At 64.9% G+C, this 21,530-nt stretch carries 14 protein-coding genes; 6 read left to right on the top strand and 8 right to left on the bottom strand.

Annotated elements, in window-relative coordinates; translation table 11 throughout:
* Window positions 1-233 precede the first annotated feature (233 nt).
* Window positions 234-527: a GYD domain-containing protein gene (locus BTH42_RS04130; RefSeq protein ID WP_075296033.1), complete on the top strand. Its 294-nt coding sequence runs from the start codon at window positions 234-236 to the stop codon at window positions 525-527.
* 43 nt (window positions 528-570) lie between these two features.
* Here BTH42_RS04130 and BTH42_RS04125 read toward each other — a convergent pair whose 3' ends face one another.
* Together BTH42_RS04125 and BTH42_RS35345 are read right to left on the bottom strand one after the other, a co-directional pair.
* On the bottom strand, window positions 571-2,349 hold the full coding sequence (locus BTH42_RS04125) for a hypothetical protein (RefSeq protein WP_178392116.1): 1,779 nt from the start codon (window positions 2,347-2,349) through the stop codon (window positions 571-573).
* Between the two features lie 386 nt (window positions 2,350-2,735).
* Window positions 2,736-2,906, bottom strand: a complete 171-nt coding sequence (locus BTH42_RS35345; protein ID WP_178392115.1) for a hypothetical protein — start codon at window positions 2,904-2,906, stop codon at window positions 2,736-2,738.
* Window positions 2,907-3,027: 121 nt separating this feature from the next.
* Here BTH42_RS35345 and BTH42_RS04120 point away from each other — a divergent pair, with 121 nt between their 5' ends.
* Complete coding sequence (locus BTH42_RS04120) at window positions 3,028-3,870, top strand: hypothetical protein (RefSeq protein ID WP_143751964.1); 843 nt, start codon at window positions 3,028-3,030, stop codon at window positions 3,868-3,870.
* 62 nt (window positions 3,871-3,932) lie between these two features.
* Here the strand turns inward: BTH42_RS04120 and BTH42_RS04115 are convergent, their stop codons facing one another.
* On the bottom strand, window positions 3,933-5,684 hold the full coding sequence (locus tag BTH42_RS04115) for a SulP family inorganic anion transporter (protein WP_075296027.1): 1,752 nt from the start codon (window positions 5,682-5,684) through the stop codon (window positions 3,933-3,935).
* Between the two features lie 413 nt (window positions 5,685-6,097).
* On the opposite strand from BTH42_RS04115, the gene BTH42_RS04110 reads away from it, so the two are divergent.
* On the top strand, window positions 6,098-6,607 hold the full coding sequence (locus BTH42_RS04110) for a DUF4440 domain-containing protein (RefSeq protein ID WP_075296025.1): 510 nt from the start codon (window positions 6,098-6,100) through the stop codon (window positions 6,605-6,607).
* 40 nt (window positions 6,608-6,647) lie between these two features.
* Here BTH42_RS04110 and BTH42_RS04105 read toward each other — a convergent pair whose 3' ends face one another.
* The 5 genes from BTH42_RS04105 to hemC form a co-directional block, all read right to left on the bottom strand.
* Window positions 6,648-9,416, bottom strand: coding sequence for an HAD-IC family P-type ATPase (locus BTH42_RS04105; protein WP_075296023.1), 2,769 nt, complete (start codon window positions 9,414-9,416; stop codon window positions 6,648-6,650).
* Window positions 9,403-10,356: a polyphosphate kinase 2 family protein gene (locus BTH42_RS04100; protein ID WP_075296021.1), complete on the bottom strand. Its 954-nt coding sequence runs from the start codon at window positions 10,354-10,356 to the stop codon at window positions 9,403-9,405. Before BTH42_RS04100 ends, BTH42_RS04105 begins: the two co-directional genes overlap by 14 nt.
* Before the next feature lie 338 nt (window positions 10,357-10,694).
* Window positions 10,695-11,885, bottom strand: a complete 1,191-nt coding sequence (locus tag BTH42_RS04095; protein WP_075296019.1) for a heme biosynthesis protein HemY — start codon at window positions 11,883-11,885, stop codon at window positions 10,695-10,697.
* 2 nt (window positions 11,886-11,887) lie between these two features.
* Window positions 11,888-13,894, bottom strand: coding sequence for a fused uroporphyrinogen-III synthase HemD/membrane protein HemX (hemDX, locus tag BTH42_RS04090; protein ID WP_075296017.1), 2,007 nt, complete (start codon window positions 13,892-13,894; stop codon window positions 11,888-11,890).
* Complete coding sequence (gene hemC, locus BTH42_RS04085; RefSeq protein WP_075296015.1) at window positions 13,894-14,910, bottom strand: hydroxymethylbilane synthase; 1,017 nt, start codon at window positions 14,908-14,910, stop codon at window positions 13,894-13,896. Before hemC ends, hemDX begins: the two co-directional genes overlap by 1 nt.
* Before the next feature lie 487 nt (window positions 14,911-15,397).
* Here hemC and ppc point away from each other — a divergent pair, with 487 nt between their 5' ends.
* The 3 genes from ppc to argH all read left to right on the top strand — a co-directional run bounded on the left by ppc (window position 15,398) and on the right by argH (window position 21,295).
* Window positions 15,398-18,703: a phosphoenolpyruvate carboxylase gene (gene ppc / locus BTH42_RS04080; RefSeq protein WP_075296118.1), complete on the top strand. Its 3,306-nt coding sequence runs from the start codon at window positions 15,398-15,400 to the stop codon at window positions 18,701-18,703.
* 223 nt (window positions 18,704-18,926) lie between these two features.
* Window positions 18,927-19,739, top strand: a complete 813-nt coding sequence (locus tag BTH42_RS04075; RefSeq protein WP_075296013.1) for a helix-turn-helix transcriptional regulator — start codon at window positions 18,927-18,929, stop codon at window positions 19,737-19,739.
* A gap of 149 nt (window positions 19,740-19,888) precedes the next feature.
* Entirely contained in the window at window positions 19,889-21,295 is a 1,407-nt protein-coding gene (gene argH / locus BTH42_RS04070; protein ID WP_075296011.1) for an argininosuccinate lyase, read from the top strand.
* Window positions 21,296-21,530 lie beyond the last annotated feature (235 nt).

The raw sequence follows: 21,530 nt of genomic DNA, 5'->3' as shown, positions 1-21,530 counted from the left end.
AATGAACGGCGCCGCCACAATGAAAGGAATACGTAAGACACGCGTCGAACCTCGAACCCCAGGCGCGATACGTCTTGTTATAGCCCGGAGGGTCCAAACGGCTTGACACGCACGCTCACTGCCTACACTGCGATTACGCGCGGACGGCGTAAGGGTCGCACTATCGCAATTGTTCCCGCCGGCCGGCTCGCGCGTGTGAATGCCATCTCGTGCTATTCGTAAGGGGAATCATCATGTTGACGTATGTGGTTCTTGCACAATTCACCGACCAGGGCATCCGTACGGTCAAGAACAGTCCGCAGCGGGCCAACCAGGCGGCGGAGCTGGCCAGATCTTTTGGCTGCGAAATGAAGCAGATCTACTGGACGACGGGAGAGTACGACATCGTCACCATCGTCGAAGCCGCCGACGAGGCAAGCCTCATGTCCTTCGGATGCGCGCTCGGCTCCGCGGGCAATATCCGCACGCAAACGCTGCGCGCGTTCACGAAAGACGAATTCGCCGCGATCGTCGGCAAACTCCCATAACATCGGCTAATCACGCGACCGGCGGCCGGTCCACCCTATTTCGTCAGTTGTCCGGATGACCCGCGATATAACTCACGAAGGCGTTATACGGCTGGTTCAGCGTGACGCCGTCGATCATCAATCCGTAAGTCGCGTCACCGCTATCGAGGTCGTAGTACATCGCGGACTGGATGTTCTTCGTCTTGCGCGCCTGATAGTAGCTCGCATAGCGCGAAGTAATGTAATCCGCGCGATATGACTGGCTCTTCTCCGGGCCCGTATTCCACTCGGTAATCAGAAATGGTTTGCCGTAGCGCGCCTTGCAATAGGTCGGCAGATCGAAACCGGGCCCGGAACCGTCGGAGCCGATATTGAAGAGATCGCCATAGACCTCGTAGTTGTGCCACGTGGTGAGATCCCAGCGCACGGTCGGGTGTCCGCTGGTGCCGTCGGGCTGCACGCCATCCCACAACGCGTCGGACGCGGCGACGTCCGCGACGCAGAAGTTGATCCCGCATTGCGCGCTCGGCTGCACCGATTTCACGCCGTCGATCATTCCGCGCATGACCCCGCGCATCAGCGGCCAGTTCGCATTATTGAAGTCGACGAGTTTGGTCCCCGCGGTGGTGGAGTCGCGAATGATGGCCGAATCGCGCGTCAATTCGTTGCCGCACTCGTACATCGTCACGCCGTGCGGCGCGAGCGCCGCGGCGATCGCCGCGCCGTTTTGCTGGCCCCACGTGTAAGCGGCCGATTCGCTCGTGAACAGTACATTGTTGTCGTCGCGGATGCCGAGGTCGATCAGCGCGAACACATTCAGGCCCGCCGGCTGGAACGCCTTCGCGAGGTTGACCACCGCATTGAGCGGCGCGGCATCGTTCGTCACGCCGAGCCGATAAGTGGAACAGCCGAGGTTCCGCATGATCGACACGAGTGCCGTGATCGAGTAGCGGTAGTCGTAATGGCCGTTGATACCGTGGAACGTGCCGCTCGTCGCCGCGACCGGGGTGCGCGGATCGCTGCACGGCAGCCACTGGTCGGAATCGGTGTAGACGTAAAACTGACCGCCGGTCGATTGGTACCAGAGCTTGCCGCCGTACCACAGCAACAGCGCCACATTCGATGTCGTGCCGACCGCCGAGTTGCTGCGAAGCACGACGCCGTTCGCGACGGTCCAGATCGCGCCGACCTTGTCGATGATGTACGACGCGTTCGGAATGGTGGTGCCATCGGCGGACGTGCCGCCGAGCCGCGGATCGTTGGTGGCAAACCAGTTCGAACCGTTCCAGCCGTAGAACTGGCCGCCGGTGCCTTCGTGATAGATCACGCCGCCGTACCAGATCAGCATCGATACGTTGTACGTATTGCCTTCGGCCACGCCGTTGCGGTAGACGGAGCCGTTCACGACCGTCCAGACGGCGCCCTGGTTGTCGGTGATCGACGTTGCCGGCGGGATCATCGTGCCGTCGGGTGATCCGGGCGTTGTGGTGCTTGAACCTGTCTCGTTGGAAGTGCTCGACGAGTCGGAGCCAGTGTTGTCGCTGCCGGTGGCTGGCGTCGTGGACGCGTCGCCGGTCGTTGTTGTGGTTGCTGTTGTCGTCGACGTGCTGCCGCTGGTGGCGCTGCTTGTGTTCGCGACGGACGTGCCGGGTGCTGAAGTAGTTGAGACAGTCGAGCTGGTCGCGCTGGTTGTATTGGCTGCGTTCGTTGTGTTGGTTGAGTTCGTCGCATTGGTCGCGCCGCCGTCGCCGTCCGAACCACCACCGCCGCCACCGCAAGCACTCAGCACGACACTGCCGCCGACAGCAGTCAGCAGGCCGAGAAATTCACGTCGTTTAACCATGACAAGACAATCCAACGCCGGGCACGGCCGGACAAAAAAGCGATAGGGGGATGCGGCAGATGAGCGATCGACGCAGGTCGCCCGGTGGCTTATTCGTTGGAATCCTTATCAATCGACGGCTTGCGTCGATGAAGAAAAGCTTCGCGAATAAAGGGGCTCGGTAAATCTTCCCGTCACGTTCGTTCAGACATTGCAGCGAATGTCTGGATGTCGGCAGCGATCGGTGGTTTGCGTAGGGTTCTTGCGAAATAAAACGGGAGGCCGGCTCAGCGTGGTCACTGCTGACGCGGGATATGGGTTGGCTTGTGCGCAGCGCGCCTGTCGCGCCCCGGGCAGTTCTGTACGCGGTTGCCAGGCTGATTAATCAACGCGATGCTTGCTCTATCTCAAGCAAATCGCTTTAGCAACCAAACTTTTAGGCTGATTTGAGTTGATACTGCGGATGCACTTTCGATACGTTCGTCACTCGCATACTCAAACCATTTCAGGACCGCACTTTGGAGATTGCCGGCGACGTGGAAATCCGCGCTCAATCCAACAGGACGTTCGATATTCATGCTGTGGACCAATGCAGCCGCGCGTATGAACATGCGGACGCCAGCCGGAAACTGATTACTCGCCTGGCTCCTGCTTCTTCTCGCAATGCTGACGACACCGGTTCAGGCGGGAGGCGATGAGATGCAACATCCCATGCAGAAAAAACAGATGACTGCCGCGCAGCAAGTGCAACTACTGCATTTCACCGAGATCGGCCTGAAATGGGTCGCCGGGCAGATCAGTTTCGATGACGTGATGCTGCGCATCGGCAAACCGCAATATCGGTCGCAACAGATGGATCTGAGTCGATACGTGTACGACTACGAAGATGTCATGTCGCTCTACTTCGTCTATAACAAGCGCGGTCCCGTCGACGAGACACCTCACATTGATTCGTTCGTGCTTAAAGTCAGTAATGACGTTCGCACAGACATGCCCTATCAAAGCTTCGAAGGTCTGGGCCTGCATCGTCTGGTTCGAGGTGAATCAATAGACGGCATTCGTACCGAACGAGGCGAGTTTTTCGTACCGGTCGGAGTCGCCGACGCATCGAGGTTCTATGCCGACAATCTATTCGGATTCAACTATCGATTTCCGATGCCGCCCGCCTCGACTTTCGATGTGTACGCGAGTCTCGGCTATCCAGGCGAATGGAGAGCCGAAAGTGCCGGGACAGAGGAGCTTGCGCGCGTCGGAAAGGCCGTTGATTTACGCAAGCTCGGCATCAGCCGTCACTACCTGACGCCCAATGAACTGGACCAACGCCGCCTCGCGAAGCGTCAAAAGTACGGCGCGATGGAACTGCGCAGCGGCATGGTATGTCCGGAAACGGGTATGTGGGAGTGCTGGACGCAAGCCGGCGTGGTAGGCAAAGAATTCGTGCAAGCCGGCAATAGATTCAAACAGGCTCTACACCCCAATGCGCCGGCTGTCGACGCACGCTGGATGTGGTCCGGTGACTTTGCTCAGCAAGAGCAGCGCTAACGCTGGGCTCGCATCGCGATCGGTCGTTGGACAGCGGCACATTCTCGATCTGTATCCTGCCCCTAGCTGCGCCCCGGCAATGCATCCCCCTCCCCACCCACAAACTCATCCACCGCACTACTCACCGTAGGATGAAAGCACCGATCCTCGAGCAGATCGGTCAACTCGAAGCGCCTGAGCTTATCGCGCACCGGATCCTTCATCTCCGCGAAATGCAGCGCAATCCCCTGCTCCGCAAGCGAGCGGGTCAGCTCGCGCAGCATATCGGCGGACGTCACATCCACGCTCGTCACCGGCTCGGCCGCCACCACCACGCGCCGCACCGGCCCCGGCGCGGCGGCGACCGCTTCGCATAAGCGCTCCTGAAACTGCTCGGCATTCGCGAAGAACAGCGGCGCATCCCAGCGAAACAGCACGAGCCCCGGAATCCGTTCCGCGTCCGGATAACGCTGAATGTCGTGATAGCCGCGCAAACCTTCCACACGACCCAGCACCGCGTAATGCGGCCGCCAGCCGTCCCACAGAAATTCGATCACCGCGATCACCACCGCGAAACAAATCCCCGGAATCGCGCCGAAAATGGCGACCCCGGCAAAACAGGCAATCGACAGCCAGAACTCCCATTGCTGAATCCGGTAAATCCGCTTCAGATCGTTGATTTCGAAAAGACCGATAGCCGCCGCAATCACCACCGCCGCCAGCGCGCTATTGGGCAGATACCGCATCAGATTCGGCGCGACCATCAGCAATAGCGCAACCGCAATCGCGCCGACCACGCCCGTCAATTGCGTCTTCGCGCCGGCCGCTTCGGCGACCGGCGTGCGCGACGAACTGCTGCTGATCGGAAAGCCGTGAAAGAGCCCCGCCGCGAGATTGGCCGCGCCGAGCCCGACCATCTCCTGATTCGGATCGACACGACTGCGAAAACGCGCGGCGAAAGTACGCGACAACACGCTGGTATCCGCAAACGAGATCAGCGCGACCGCGCAACCGCCGAGCAGGATCTTGAGCAGATCGGCGTCGCTGACCCACGGTATGGCGAACGTCGGCAGCCCCTGCGGAATCTTGCCCAGTACCTTCACGCCGACGCTGTCCAGATGGAACACGGTCACGCACACCGTCGCGAGAATCACCGCGATCAGAATGCCCGGGATTTTCTCGAAGCGTTTCAGAAACAGAATCAACACGAGACTTCCCGCGCCTACCGCGAAGCTGTACCAGTTCGCCTTGCCGTCGCCGATCGCCTGCGCGAGGCCCATGATGTCGCGCAGCGGTCCCTGCTCTTCCATCGAGATCGCAAACAGCTTCGGCAACTGGCTGATCAGCACCGCGAGCGCAATGCCGTTCATGTAGCCGTAGCGAATCGGCTTCGATAGCAATTCGGTGATGAAGCCCAGTTTCAGCAAGCCCATCACGATGCAGAACAGACCGGAGACGATCGCCATCATGCTGGCCACCGCAATCGCGCGCGCCGGGTCGCCCCCGGCGACCTGCACGACGACGGCGAGAATCGGCGCCGCCAGCGCGGAGTCGGGACCGAGCACCAGAATCCGGCTCGGGCCGAACAGCGCATACGCGAGCAGCGGCACGATCGTCGCGTACAGACCGTACACGCCGGGCACGCCCGACGCGGTCGCATACGCAATACCGACCGGCACCAGCATCGTCGTCAGAACGATGCCGGCCGTCAGGTCGCTCGGCAGCCATGCAAGCTGGTATTGCCTGAATGCGGTCACGCCCGGCAACCAGCGCAGCCAGCGGCGTGCGCCGGGCGCGGTTTGGGGGTCGCGAGGAAGCGGACTGTGCGCGTGCATTTGTCGAATGTTTGTCGTCGAGCACACCGCGACACGCAATGTGTAACGGCGCCGTCATGGACAGCATAGTCCACGCCTTCGAGCAACGACAGCCGATCGTCCGCGCCGCATGCTCATGCACTCAGACGCGCTTGCCGTTGCAAGATCAAATGCCGGAAAGAATTCGCAAAGCGACTTGAGCCGTGAGCGGGTCGACCTGATGGAACGTACGTTACCGCACAGACGAAGACGACATGGCTTGATCAACTCGAATCGCTTCATTCGGTACGGTTTGTCCACACCCGCGACCGATATGCCCTCCTACTCGCGCTGCGACGCGTCAACCGCGGCTCCACGCGCCGATTCGCTGCCGGATTCGCCAGAACAGCCAACCCGTACGTCCCCTCTCGCCTCCTGATCGACGAGGTGCCTCCATGAACTCATATACCGTTGCCGCGGCACTGTTGGCGCTCGCCGGTTGCGCCGCGAACCAGACTACCGTCAGCGATACCTCCGGACAAAACACCAGCAGTTGCAAGCCCACGTCGAACGATGAAATCGCGGCGCTGTTCGAGCGCTGGAATCAGTCGCTGCAAACCGGCGATCCGCAAAAGGTCGTCGCCAATTACGCGGAGCACTCGATTCTTCTGCCGACCATCTCCAACAAACCGCGCCTGACGGTGGCCGACAAGGAAGACTATTTCCATCACTTTCTGCGCGATCGCCCTTCCGGCAAGATCGATTTCCGCTACCTCGAACTCGGCTGCAATTCCGCCGTCGATGCAGGTCTCTACACGTTCACGTTCGCCAGAACGGGCAAGGTCGTAAAGGCGCGCTACACCTACACGTATCGCTGGGACGGCGTGCAATGGCTGATCACCAGCCATCATTCGTCGATGATGCCGGAGAAGCCTCAGAAGCCGGAGAAGCCGGCGAAGCGGTGACGTACAAAGCGGTGACGTAATACGCGCGTCCCGCCGCCCGTCACCGCGCCGCTTCGTTCTGCATCACCACGTTGTCCTGCGCGGTCACCGCGCCCTTCAACGCGGGGATGCAGCGAATCACCAGCTTCTCGAGTTCCACCACGAGGAAAAACACGATGCCGCCACCGAACAGCCACAACCACGCCGACCCCGGCAGCCCTTCCGTATCGAAGATCAGATTGAACGGCAGCGCATAGGTGAACAGCAGTTGCAGCACCACGACCCCGGCGATCCCGTACCACAGGTAGCGATTACCCATATGCGCGCGTACCGACAGCGACGAGTCGATCAGGTAGCGGATATTCAATAGATAGAACACCTGACCAAGCGTGATCGCATTGACGGCCGCCGTGCGCGCCATCTGGTCCGACGCGCCCTGCCCCTTCATCCAGAAGAACGTCGCCAGCGTATAGATCACCAGCGCCGCGCCGACGAACAGGATCCGCCAGATGCCGAAGCGCGTGACGATCGGCCGGTCGACCGAGCGCGGCAAACGGCGCATCACGTCGGTCTCGTGCGGCTCGAACGAAACCGTCAGGCCGAGCGCGACTGAAGTGATCATGTTGACCCACAGAATCTGCGGCGCGGTGATCGGCAGCGTGAACGCGAACAGGATCGCCACCGCGATCACCGCGCCCTGCGCGATATTGGTCGGCAGCATGAACAGCATCGCTTTTTCGATGTTGTTGTAGACCGTGCGCCCTTCCTTCACCGCCGCCGAGATCGACGCGAAGTTGTCGTCGGCGAGAATCATCCCGGCCGCCTCCTTCGTCACTTCGGTGCCCTTAATACCCATCGCCACGCCGATGTCCGCCTTCTTCAGCGCGGGCGCATCGTTGACGCCGTCGCCGGTCATCGCGACCACCTGGCGGTTCGCCTGAATCGCCTTGACGAGCCGCAGTTTGTGCTCGGGACTCGCGCGCGCGAATACGTCGACATCGCGCACGCATTCCTGCAACTGCGCATCGTTCATCGCCTCGATCTCGGTGCCGGCCACCGCCGTCTTGCCGTCGCCGATGCCGAGCATCCGTGCGATCGCCGCCGCGGTGATCTTGTGATCGCCGGTGATCATCGTCACGCGGATGCCGCCGCCGTGGCATTCGCGCACCGCGTCGATCGCCTCCTTGCGCGGCGGGTCCATCAGGCCAACGAGGCCGAGCAGCACGAGATGGCGCGGCAGGTCCTGCGGTCCGAGGCCGCCCGCCGGCAGGCCCGGCTCCGGCAGCCACGCGAGCCCCAGCACGCGCTCGCCTTGCGCGGCGAGCCGGTCTCCCTCGCGCCCGAAATAGCCGCGATCGAGCGGCACCGGACCTTGCGCGCTCTGCTGCCGGTCGCAGTGTTCGAGGATCACTTCCGGCGCGCCCTTCACCAGCAGCATCTCGCCCTCGGACGAGCGGTTCAGCGTCGCCATGAACTTGTGCTCGGACTCGAACGGAATCGCATCGACGCGCGGCGCGGCGCCGGCTTCCGCCGCGCGGTCCATCCCCAGCTTGACCGCGAACGGATAGAGCGCGCCTTCGGTCGGGTCGCCCTCCACTTTCCACTTGCCGTCTTCCTCGAACAGTTCGGCGTCGTTGCACAGCAGCGATACGCGGCCCATCAGCTTCAGCACTTCGGGCGCGGTGTCGAGCGGCTTGCCGTCCGCCCTGACTTCGCCCTCGCATGCATAACCGTCGCCGGTCACGTCGTAGCCGCGCTCCGCGGTCACGACCGACGTCACCATCATCTCCATCAGCGTCAGCGTGCCGGTCTTGTCCGAGCAGATGCGCGACACCGCGCCCAACGTTTCGACCGCGGGCAGCCGCCGGATGATCGCGTTGCGCTGGGCCATCCGCTGCACGCCGATCGCGAGCGTGATCGTGATCAGCGCCGGCAAGCCTTCCGGAATCACCGACACCGCGATCCCGACAATCGCCTGGAACAACTGAACGAAAGTCATGTGGCCGAGCCAGTGTCCCCACGAGAACAGCAGCACGCTGACGCAGGCGATCACGATCGTGATCACGTAGCCGAACTTCTTGATCTGGCGCAGCAGCGGCGTCTCCAGCACGCTGACTTCGGCGAGCATCTGGTTGATGCGGCCGAGTTCGGTCTGACTGCCGGTCGCGACGACGATGCCGCTCGCCCGGCCCGACAGCACCATCGTCCCGCAGAACGCGATGTTCTCGCGATCGCCGACCGTCGCCTTCGCGGCGACCGGCGCAGTGATTTTTTCGGCCGGCACCGATTCGCCGGTGAGCGCCGCTTCCTCGGTGCGCAGATTCTTCGCTTCGACCAGCCGCAGGTCGGCCGGAATCCGGTCGCCCGATTCCAGCAACACGACGTCGCCCGGCACGAGTTCCTCGGCGGGCACCAGCCGGACCGCGCCGCCGCGCAGCACGCGCGCTTCGGCGGACAACATGTTGCGGATCGAATCGAGCGCTTTCTCCGCGCGGCCTTCCTGCAGGAAGCCGAGCAGCGAGTTGAGGATCACCACGGCCAGAATCACCGAGCCGTCGAGCCACAGACCGAGCATCAGTTTGACGAAGCCGGCCACCAGCAGCACGTAGATCAGAATGTTGTTCAGTTGTGCGAGGAATCGCGCAACCGGTCCTTTCTTCTTGCCTTGCGGCAAGCGGTTCGGCCCGTACTTGCCGAGGCGCGCGGTCGCCTCGGTCGCGGCCAGACCCTGCGCGGGGTCGACGTCGAACTGCCGCTCGATCTCGCTCGCCGGTAACGCATGCCACGGCGTCGCGTCGGTTGCAGAAGCTGCCTTCTCAACTGCGCTCATCCTCGTCTCTCCGGTTGCGGTGTTGCGGTTGCGGTTGCCCTTCTTCGGCATTCAGTTCATCGCGCGCCACGGCGAGATCGTCGAGCTGCTGTTGCGTCGCCCGCGGATATTCAAGGTCGAGCTTCTCGACCGCCTCGACGATCGCCGCCGCGACGACCAGGCGCGTGAACGGTTTATTGTCGGCGGGCACGACGAACCACGGCGCCGCCTCGCTGGCGGTCGCGCGAATCGTCTCCTCGTACGCGTGCATGTAGTCGTCCCAGTAACGACGCTCGCGAATGTCCGCGGCGGAAAACTTCCACTGCTTGTCGGGCTTGTCGAGACGTTCCATGAAGCGCTTTTTCTGCTCGCCGCGCGACAGGTTCAGATAGAACTTGAGGATGACCACGCCCTGGCGCGTCAGATAGTCCTCGAAGCGCGCGATGTCGGCGAGCCGCTCCTGCCAGAGATCGGTGCCGGGCCGCGCGGGCGGCAGCTTCTGCGCGTCGAGCAGATGCTGATGCACGCGCACGACCAGCACTTCCTCGTAGTACGAACGATTGAAGATACCGATCTTGCCGCGCCGCGGCGCGTTCACGTGATAACGCCACAGGAAGTCGTGGGCGAGGTCTTCGGCCGACGGCTGCTTGAACGACACGACCTCGCAGCCCTGTGGATTGACGCGCGACATCACGTGCTTGATCGTGCCGTCCTTGCCGGCCGCGTCCATCGCCTGAAACACCAGCAGCACGGACCACGAATCCTGCGCATAGAGAATTTCCTGCTCCATCGCGAGCCACTTCGAGCCGCGCTGCAGCAGTTGCACCGCCTCTTCCTTATGCATCTTGAGTCCCAGCGTATCGCCGGGATCGAAATCCTTCAGGAAGAACTCATCGCCTCGGGTGACGCGAAACGGCTCCGTGTACGGACGCAGCGCATCCAGGATTTCTGTGCGAACCATCGCCCTTCCTCCACGCCATCTGCACTCGATCGCGCGATTCGCGGATTGCCGTCCGGGCCGTTGAAGCATTGCGGAACTGGGGGCCGGTCAGGCAGCATCGCAACCGCAGTCGTATTACTCACAACTTTTGATGATAGATCACGCTTGTGTCGCCGCTATGGATATTTCACGGGGTTTACGGTCGACGGGCGTTGCCGGCGGAAGGAAGGAAGAAAGAACGAGCGCGAAAAAAATGGCCGCAGCATCGGCTGCGGCCATTCTCTGGAGATTGCTAGCGATCCGCGGCGGTTTCAGAACCGCGCGTCGCCTTCAGACGCATCACTAACTGCAAGCCACCATCACGTCACGTTCATCGACAACGCGCTTTCCCGGTAGTGCTGGCTAGCCTTGTCGGTATCGCCGAGCTGCTCATGCAGACGGGCCAGCGCGCGATGCGAACGGATCTTCAGCGTTTCGTTGTCGGCCAGCTTCAGCGCGCGTTCGAGGAACGACTGCGCCTTGCCCCACAACTGCTGATGCAGACACAGGCGGCCCAGCGCGAACATCAGGTCGGCATCTTCCGGCCGGTCCTTCTGCCATGCCTCGGCCTTCTGGATCAGCGGCAGCGCGTCGCCGGCGGCGGTGTCCGGATAGCGTCGCAACAGACGCGCATCCCAGTTCTGCGCCAGCGCTTCCTCGACGATCTTGCGCGCGTCCTGCGGCCGGTTCAGCGCGACCAGCAATTCGGCGGCGACATCGGCCAGACGCGGCGAATGACGCTCGGAAGCGGACAGTGAACTCCACAGTTCGAGCAGCGCGTCCGCGTTGTGACGCCGGTCGCGCAGCAGGTTTTCCGCCGCCTGCTGGCGCAGCCGCACCGCGACCGCCGGGTGAATCGCCTCGCGCTTTTCCAGCATCTTCACGAGCTTCAGCACTTCGCTCCAGTTCTTCAGCTGCTGCTGCGCGCGCAGCGTGATCTGCTGCGCGTGAATCCGGCGCGCGCCCTGCGATTGCATTTCGGTCAACGCAGTCAGCGCGCCGTCGGCGTCGCGGCCATCCGCGCGCATGTCGGCGGTGGCCATCAGGCGCGCGTCCTGCCAGTCGGCGTCGTCGATCTGCGAGAGCCATTCGTCGCGCCGCCCGTATTCATGCATCCGATGCGCGGCGGTGGCCGCGATCAAACCGGCCGCGCCCTTGTTGTCGCCGTTCGCAAGCGCGTTCTTCGCGGCCTTTTCCGCGCGCGAGAAACGCCCCGCGTACAGGTTGCCGATCGCGTCGCGCAGCGCCGCATGCGCCTTCGCCACGCGCTGGCGCGCGCGATACGCGGCGACCCGCTGCGGCATGCGCCAGATGTTGCGGATGATCCGCAGCAGCGCATACAGCACGATGAACAGCACCACCAGCCCGACGACGAACAGATTCAACGACATGTCGACGCGGTACGGCGGATAGATCAGCATGATCTGGCCGGCGTCGAAGCGGCCGCCGACCGCGAGCAGCACCGCGATGGCGAATAGCGCCGCGAGCCAAAGAAGTCCCCGGATCGCCATGATTAACCCCGGTTCCGGTATTGATTGACGGCCTGCAGGCTCGTGTCGAGGTTCGGCAATGCGACCGCGGCCGAACCGGCGTCCACCTGTTTGACCAGATCGATGACCGTCTGCGTGTCTTTCGACGACGCGTCGAAGTAACGCGTCAGCGACGCCTCGGCGGCCTGCAGATCGGACTTCAGCGTGCTCTGGTTGCGCGACAGCAGCGCGAGGCGCGCGGACAGCAGACGCAGCTTCAGGTTCTGCCGCACGAAGTAACCCTGATCGGGCGTGGTCAGCATCGCGTCGGCGTTATCGATCCGGCGCACCTGCACGAGGCTCTTCAACTGATCGCCGATGCCGTGCGTGACTGCGTCGAACCACACTTCCCAGCGCGGCTTGCCGGTCGCGGCGGCGACCTTCGCGGTGTCGGCCCACGAGGCCGCGTGCGGCGTGGCATGCGGGATCGGCGCTTCGCCGGACAGCGGCAGGCTGTCGACGTGGTCGATCGCGTTGTCGAGTTTGATCGCGAGGCCGGTCAGGTCGGTGGACGGCGCGGCCTTCAGTTTGTCGATGTCCAGCGCGATCGCCTTGCGCACCGCGACCGCCTGCGGGCTGTCCGATGCCGCGAGTCGCGTGTCGGCGCTTTGCAGCGCGAACAGCGCGAGCTGGGTGTTGCCGGTCAGTTGCAACTGCTGGCTCGCCGCCGACAGCATCTGGCCGACTTCAGCAAGCGTCCAGTCTTCGCGATTGCGCGCGAGATCCGCGTACTGCTGTTGCAGCGCCTGTTGCGCGGCTTGCGCGTCGGCGAGCTTGCCTTCGAGCTGCGCGACCTGCGAGTCCGATTGATGCACGGTGGCGAGCGCCTGTTCCATCTTGATGCGCAGTTCGTTGGCCTGCGTGTCGTTGGCCTGCTGACGCTGCGTGAGCTGCTGCTCGGTACGCACCACCTTGCGGTTCAGCGCATAGCCGCCCACGCCCGCCGCGCACGCGATCACCACGATGACCAGCCACAGCAGCGGTCCGCTCGCGCTTTTGCGCTTTTGCGCTTCGTACGGCGTGAAGGGTTGATTCGGCGGCAACGGTGCGGTTGCGGACGGCTGGGGTGAGGCGTTCGTGGATGCGTTCGTTTCAGTCATGCGTGATTTAGCCGGTGAATGAGCCGGGTTGGACGATACCGGTGGTACGACGGTCGGCACGGCGGCAACGAGTTCGACGACGGCGCGCACGATCCGCTCGTCGCCCGCGCCGGACACCGTAATCCTATCAAAACCCAATGCCCGCGCGGTCTGCGCGATACGCGGGTGCGGCGTGACGAGCGGCGCGTGTTTCAGTTGCGCGATCTCGCCGGCGGTCAGGTGGTCGTGCGCGAGTTCCTGCAGGTTGCGCACGCCTTCGGAGCTGGTCAGAAGCCACACATGCGGCGCGCCGGCGAGCAGTTCGTGCACGCGCGCCCATGCACCGATCGACGGCTCCGGCACGATCCGCCGGTAGGCGGCGACCGTGTCGACCTCGGCGCCCGCTTCGCGCAGCCGCTCGGCGAGCCATTCGCGGCCGCCGTCGCCGCGCACGATCAGCACGCGCCTGCCTTCGAAGCCGGCCTCGCCGAATGCGGCCTCCAGCGCCGTGTACAGGCTCTCGGAGTCGAAGCTGGTGGATTCGTCGTCAGCGCCGGCGGCCGGGCTGATTACCCGATGTTCGGGCGCGGCGATCCCGTGGCGCTCGAGCGCGCGCACGCTGCCGGGACCGACTACGCCGATCGGCAGCGCATGCGGCCAGATCGCGTCGTGGCGGGCAAACGCGTGATCGACCGCGTTCGGCGACACGAATACGACCAGCGCATAGCGTTCGAGCGACGCGAGCGCGTCGCACAACGGCGCGTCGTCGGCCACCGGGGCGATGTCGATCAACGGGAAGTCGAGGGTTGCGAGGCCGGCCGCTTCGAGCTGTTCGACCAGCTCGCTCGACTGACCCGCCGGCCGTGTGATCACGACCGTGAAGGGCGCCCGGTCCGGGGTGGCGGCGCTCATCACTCGCCGGTCGCCGCGCCGGGCGCGGACGGGGTTGCCGCGCCCGCGGCGGGACCGCTCGCGGTGCTCAGCGCGCGCACGATTTCGAGCGCGCCCTGCTGCACCAGCGCGTCGGCGACCTCCTTGCCCAGCGCGAGCGCGCGCTCGACGTTCGGCGCCGGCGACGACGCCTGCGCGCTCAGCACGCGCTGACCGTCCGGCGTCGCGACGATGCCGCGCAGATGCAGCGCGCCGTCGTGCCACGTGGCGTGCGCGCCGAGCGGCACTTCGCAGCTGCCGCCAAGCGCGCGCGAGACCATCCGCTCGGCTTCGACGGCCGCCGCCGTGTGCGGGTGATGCAGCGGCGCGAGCCACGCGGCGACGTCCGCGCGATCGGCGCGAATTTCGATGCCGAGCGCGCCCTGCCCCGCGGCCGGCAGGCTGTCTTCGGGATCGAGCAGCGCGCGGATTCGCTCGGCCAGACCGAGCCGCTTCAGACCGGCGGCGGCCAGAATGATCGCCGCGTAATCGCCGCGATCGAGCTTGCCGAGCCGGGTATCCAGATTGCCGCGCAACGGCCGCACTTCGAGATGCGGATAACGCATCCGCAGCATCGCTTCGCGGCGCAGGCTCGAGGTGCCGACCACCGCGCCGGCCGGCAGCGCGGCGAGCGACTCGTACTGATTGGAGACCAGCGCGTCGCGCGGGTCCTCGCGTTCCATGATCGCCGACAGCGCGAAGCCTTCCGGCAGTTCCATCGGCACGTCTTTCAGCGAATGCACCGCGAGATGCGCGCGGCCGTCGGCGAGCGCGGCTTCGAGTTCCTTGACGAACAGACCCTTGCCGCCGACCTTCGACAACGTACGGTCCAGAATCTGATCCCCCCGTGTCGTCATTCCGAGGATTTTTACGTCACAAGATGGATATAATTTGTGCAGCGCACATCGCACATGCTCGGCCTGCCACATGGCAAGGCGGCTCTCTCGCGACGCTATGACCAGCGTGTGGGGTGGCGCGGAAAACGTCTCGGTATTCATTGGCTTGCTGCTTGAATTCGGGATGGAATAACAATCAATGTTAGCACGCGCCTTTGCTTGCGCCCTTGTATTGGCGGGGTATGCAAAGGTGCCCGTGCTAAAGCGGTATCGACGGAGGAGACGGGCTTCGCGTCACAGGCGAAGACCCCCAGTCCCGGCTTGCCACGTACGGTCGTTCGCGCACCGCGCGGCGGTTTGCGGGATGATGCAGTGCGGCGTAACGTGCTTTCGCGGCACACTCAACGCATTCGGTGCGGGCCGGTGGCCTCGCCGGCTCCCTTCTCCTCTATCGGTTTCGCGGCATTGCGCGGCCGCTTGCACGCGCGCGGTGCACGGTGCTTCGATCGTTATCCTTGCGGATTGCTTTCGTCTCGCCGCGCCGGCAGTCCCTTCGCAGTCCCGTTGCATGCAGTTCACGTTGCAGTTGCTGGTTGCAGTTCCGCAGTCGCAGTTCATCAATCAACAGGCTTCCCCGAGGAAACCCATCGTGACGTCTTCCGGATCGGCGCGCGCCGCGCGCCGCAACACTGCTTCGCCCACCGCTCGCCCGGCCGACGCCGCGGCATCCGCCGCCCACGCCGACGCTGCCGCCGGCACCGCCTCTGCCGCGCCCGGCACGCCGCCGGCCGCCGCCGACCGCGCGACCACCCGCAGCGGCCAGCGCACGCTCGCCGCCAAGGCCACGAAATCCGCGCAAACCTCGGTGCCCGTCAAGACGGACAAGCCGAAGAAAACCGCCAAAGCCGGCAAGGCCGCGCAAGCCGCCAGCGCCGAAGCCGGCACGGCCAAAGCGCGCAAACCGGCCAAGGCCGCGTCCGCCGCAACGCAAGCGCAGACCCACGCGCTCGCCGGCGAGGCCGCGCCGCCGCGCGCCGTGAAAAAGGCGAAGCTGCAAGCGGTGCCGCAAAACGCCGTCGAGACCGTGCCGGCTAGCGCCGAAGCGGAAGCGGCAACTGAAGCGGCAACCGCATCGCCCCCCGCCCGCACCCGCGAGAACAAGGACCACCCGCTGTTCCAGGACATCCGCTATCTGGGGCGTCTGCTCGGCGACGTGCTGCGCGAGCAGGAAGGCGACGCGGTATTCGACGTGGTCGAGACGATCCGCCAGACCGCGGTGCGCTTCCGTCGCGAGGACGACAGCGCCGCCGCGCAGACGCTCGATAAAAAGCTGCGCTCGCTGACGCCCGAGCAGACGGTCAGCGTGGTGCGCGCGTTCAGCTACTTCTCGCATCTCGCGAATATCGCCGAGGACCGTCACCGCAACCGCCGCCACCGGATTCACGCGCTGGCCGGCTCGGCGTCGCAGCCGGGCACGATCGCCCACGCGCTCGAACGGCTCGCGCAAGCCGGCGCGGCCGCGACCCCGGTGTTGCAGCAGTTCTTCAACGACGCGCTGATCATGCCGGTGCTGACCGCGCACCCGACCGAGGTGCAGCGCAAGAGCATCCTCGATGCGCAGCACGACATCGCGCGTCTGCTCGCCGAGCGCGACCAGCCGCTCACGCATCGCGAGCGCTCGCACAACGAAGCGATGCTGCGCGCGCGCGTCACGTCGCTGTGGCAGACGCGGATGCTGCGCGACGCGCGTCTGACCGTCGCCGATGAAATCGAGAACGCGCTGTCGTACTACCGCAGCACCTTCCTCGAAGAGCTGCCGGCGCTGTACGCGGACATCGAAGAGGCACTGAAGGAGCACGGCCTCGAAGCGCGCCTGCCGCCGTTCTTCCAGATGGGCAGCTGGATCGGCGGCGACCGCGACGGCAATCCGAACGTGACCGCCGAAACGCTCGAAAACGCGATCACCCGCCAGGCCGCGGTGATCTTCGAGCACTACCTGGAACAGGTGCACAAGCTCGGCGCGGAACTGTCGGTGTCGAACCTGCTGGCCGGCGCGAGCGATGCGCTGAAGGAACTCGCGGCGATCTCGCCCGACCAGTCGCCGCACCGCACCGACGAGCCGTACCGCCGCGCGCTGATCGGCATGTACACGCGGCTCGCCGCGAGCGCGCGGGTGCGCCTGGGCGAAGGCAGCGTGCCGCTGCGCAGCGCGGGCCGCGGCGCCGGGCCGATCCGGGCGATTCCGTACGACGACTCGGCCGAGTTCGTGCGCGACCTGCACGTGCTGATGGATTCGCTCGCCGAGCATCACGGAGCGCCGCTCGCCACCCCGCGCCTCGCGCCGCTCGCGCGCGCGGCCGAGGTGTTCGGCTTCCATCTGGCCAGCATCGATCTGCGCCAAAGCTCCGACATTCACGAAGCGGTGATCGCCGAGCTGATGAAGCGCGCCGGCGTCGAAGCCGATTACGCGGCGCTCTCCGAAGCCGACAAGCTGACCGTGCTGCTGCGCGAACTCGCGCAACCGCGGCCGCTGCGGATCCCGTACGCGGAGTACTCGGACCTCGTGAAGAGCGAGCTCGGCGTGCTCGAAGAAGCGCGCGTGACGCGCGAGAAATTCGGCGCGCGCGCGGTGCGCAACTACATCATTTCGCACACGGAGACCGTCAGCGATCTGGTCGAAGTGATGCTGCTGCAGAAGGAAACCGGCTTGCTGCGCGGCCGTCTGGGCGACCCCGACGATCCGGCTCACGCGGGCCTGATGGTGATCCCGCTGTTCGAGACGATCCCCGATCTGCGCAACGCGCCGCACATCATGCGCGATCTGATCGCGCTGCCCGGCGTCGGCGCGCTGATCGAACACCAGGGCAACGAGCAGGAAGTGATGCTCGGCTACTCGGACAGCAACAAGGACGGCGGCTTCCTGACCTCGAACTGGGAGCTGTACCGCGCGGAACTCGCGCTGGTGTCGCTGTTCAACGAGCGCGGCATCACACTGCGGCTGTTCCATGGCCGTGGCGGCACCGTCGGCCGCGGCGGCGGCCCGACCTATCAGGCGATCCTGTCGCAGCCGCCGGGCACCGTCGACGGTCAGATCCGGTTGACCGAACAGGGCGAAGTCATTGCCAGCAAGTTCGCCAATCCGGAGATCGGCCGGCGCAATCTGGAAACGGTCGTCGCCGCGACGCTCGAAGCATCGCTGCTGCCGAACAGCCACTTGCCCGCCGAGCTGCCGCAGTTCGAGGAAACCATGCAGCAGTTGTCGGACGCGGCGATGGCGTCGTATCGCGCGCTGGTCTACGAAACGCCCGGCTTCAAGGAGTATTTCTTCGAGTCGACGCCGATCGCGGAAATCGCCGAGCTGAACATCGGTAGCCGGCCCGCGTCGCGCAAGCTGCAGGATCCGAAGCAGCGCAAGATCGAAGATCTGCGCGCGATTCCGTGGGGCTTCTCGTGGGGTCAATGCCGGCTGCTGCTGACCGGCTGGTATGGCTTCGGCAGCGCGGTCGCCGAACATCTGGACAGCGCGCCGTCCGACGCCGAACGCGGCCGCCGGCTCGCGGCGCTGAAGAAGATGCACAAGAGCTGGCCGTTCTTTGCGAACCTGCTGTCGAACATGGACATGGTGCTCGCGAAGACCGACCTCGCGGTCGCGTCGCGCTACGCGGCGCTCGTCACCGACAAGAAGCTGCGCAAGCACGTGTTCGAGCTGATCGTCGCGGAATGGGAGCGCACCTCGAAGGTGCTGTCGGAGATCACCGGCAAGGGCGAGCGGCTCGCGGAAAACCCGCTGCTCGCGCGTTCGATCAAGAACCGCTTCCCGTATCTCGACCCGCTCAATCACCTGCAGGTCGAACTGCTCAAGCGCTATCGCGCGGGCGATACGAATGCGCGCGTGCGGCGCGGGATTCATTTGAGCATCAACGGGATCGCGGCGGGCTTGCGCAATACCGGTTGAGGTTGAGTTAGCGAGCTCACCTCTGCGGCATCACAGAAACCGGGCGTGGCCAATCAGGGCCGCGCCCGGTTTTTTTATTGCGCGTCGCGTTCGGCGGACCGACCAGCGGGCAAGCGCCGACGCATCGCGCGATTCCTGCCGCTACAATAGAGCCCGCTCATGTACCAGTACCAATCAAGCGATTATTCTGGTATCTCCGTTACCCCTCGCCGCGCCCGCCAGCATGACCACGCCGCCTTCCGCCGACCACCCGCCGCCGCTCGACGCCACCCCGGCCCGCGCGCTCGGCGACTTTATCCGCGCCCATCGCGAGCGGCTCTCGCCGCAGGCGGTCGGTCTGCCGCCGGGGCCGCGCCGCCGCACGCCCGGGCTGCGGCGCGAGGAAGTCGCGCAGCTGTGCGGCGTGAGCCCGACCTGGTACACGTGGATCGAACAGGGCCGGCCGGTGTCGGCCTCGGCCGATGCGCTTGCGCGGATCGCCGTCGCGTTGCAGCTGTCGCGCGCCGAGCGCGCGTATCTGTTCGAACTGGCCGCGCAGCGCGATCCGGCCGAGCCCGACCCGGCCGCCGCCGACGCCCCCGCCACGCTGCTCGAAACCGTGCAACTGGTCAGCACGCCGGCCTATGTGCTCGACCGGCAGTGGAACGCGCTCGCGTGGAACGAGCGCGCGGCCGATCTGTTCGTCGGCTGGCTCGATGGCGCGCACGATCGCAACCTGCTGCGCTATACGTTCACCGAACCGGCCGCGCGGACCTTGATCGTCGATTGGGAAATCCGCGCGCGGCGGCTGGCCGCCGAGTTTCGCGCCGACTCGATCCGCCATCTGAACGACGCGCCGACGCGCGCGCTGATCGACTCGCTGAGCACCGCGAGCGACGAGTTCGCGCGCTTCTGGGCGTCGCAGGATGTCGGCGAGCGCGAGGGCGGCCGGCGCGAATTCGATCATCCGCGCGACGGGCGCATCGTCTACGACCAGATCACCTTCAAGCCCGCGCATCGCGAGGATCTGAAGCTGGTGGTGCTGGTGCGGGAATAAGCGCGCCCGCCGGAGCGCCTTCCGGCGTCTGGAACGCCCCCGCCCGGTGTTAAAATCCCTCTCTTTCTTCGCCGCGGCGACGCCTTTGCACACTGCATGTGCTCTCGCGTCGCCAGCCTTTTCACCGCTCGTTTTTACCGCCCAACACCATGACGTCCCAACTGCACAAAAAAGGCGAAGCCTGGTCGGCTCGCTTCTCGGAGCCGATGTCGGAGCTCGTCAAACGCTACACGTCGTCGGTTTTCTTCGACAAGCGTCTGGCGTTCGTCGACATCGAAGGGTCGCTCGCGCACGCCTCGATGCTGGCCGCGCAAAAGATCATCTCCGCCGACGACCTCGCCGCGATCCAGCGCGGGATGGCGCAGATCAAGGGTGAAATCGAGCGCGGCGAATTCGAGTGGCAGCTCGATCTCGAAGACGTGCACCTGAACATCGAAGCGCGCCTGACCGCGCTGATCGGCGACGCCGGCAAGCGCCTGCACACCGGCCGCTCGCGCAACGACCAGGTCGCGACCGACATCCGTCTGTGGCTGCGCGGCGAGATCGATCGCATCGGCGGCCTGCTGAAGGATCTGCGCGTCGCGCTGCTGGAGATCGCCGAGCAGAACGCATCGACCATCATGCCCGGCTTCACGCACCTGCAGGTCGCGCAGCCGGTCACCTTCGGCCATCACCTGCTCGCGTACGTCGAGATGTTCTCGCGCGACGCCGAACGCATGGTCGACTGCCGCAAGCGCGTGAACCGTCTGCCGCTCGGCGCGGCGGCGCTCGCCGGCACCAGCTATCCGATCGACCGTCACGCGGTCGCGAAGACGCTCGGCTTCGACGGCATCTGCGCGAACTCGCTGGATGCGGTTTCGGATCGCGACTTCGCGATCGAATTCACGGCCGCCTCCGCACTCGTGATGACGCACGTGTCGCGCTTCTCCGAAGAACTGGTGCTGTGGATGAGCCCGCGCGTCGGCTTCATCGATCTGGCCGACCGCTTCTGCACCGGTTCGTCGATCATGCCGCAGAAGAAGAACCCCGACGTGCCCGAACTCGCGCGCGGCAAGACCGGCCGCGTGAACGGCCATCTGATGGCGCTGCTCACGCTGATGAAGGGCCAGCCGCTCGCGTACAACAAGGACAACCAGGAAGATAAGGAGCCGCTGTTCGACACCGTCGATACGGTCGCCGACACGCTGCGCATCTTCGCGGAAATGGTCGCCGGCATCACGGTCAAGCCGCAGGCAATGCGCGACGCCGCGCTGCAAGGCTTCTCGACCGCGACCGATCTGGCCGACTACCTGGTCAAGCGCGGTCTGCCGTTCCGCGACGCGCACGAAGCGGTCGCGCTCGCGGTGCGCGTGTGCGCGGATCGCGGCTGCGATCTCGCCGACCTGACGCTCGACGAAATGCGCGCGGAACTGCCGAACGTCGCGCAGTTGATCGGTGAAGACGTGTTCTCGTATCTGACGCTCGAAGGCTCGGTCGCGAGCCGCAATCATCCGGGCGGCACCGCGCCGGAACAGGTGCTGGCCGCGGTGAAGGCGGCGCGCGCGGCGTTGCAGTGATCTGTATGACGGCGGGCTGTGAGCGCAAGCTTGCGGCTCGTGCGTAGTCCGCTTCGCGGCGGGCAGGAAGAAGCGAACCGGTTGGCGGTTCGCTTTTTTTTCGCCTGTACCGCGCCGTGCAGAAAGCAAAAGAAAGCCCGCTATAAGCGGGCCGAAAAGACTTCCACCGATGCCTCAGGAAGAGGCCAACAGAGTGTAGGCGGGTTTGCGTCGCTAACCAATGCGGTGGAAATTT

The organism is Burkholderia sp. SRS-W-2-2016 (assembly GCF_001931485.1).
GTDB lineage: Bacteria > Pseudomonadota > Gammaproteobacteria > Burkholderiales > Burkholderiaceae > Paraburkholderia.
Note: the sequence above shows the minus strand (reverse complement) of the source record. Positions and strands in the feature narration are given on the sequence as shown.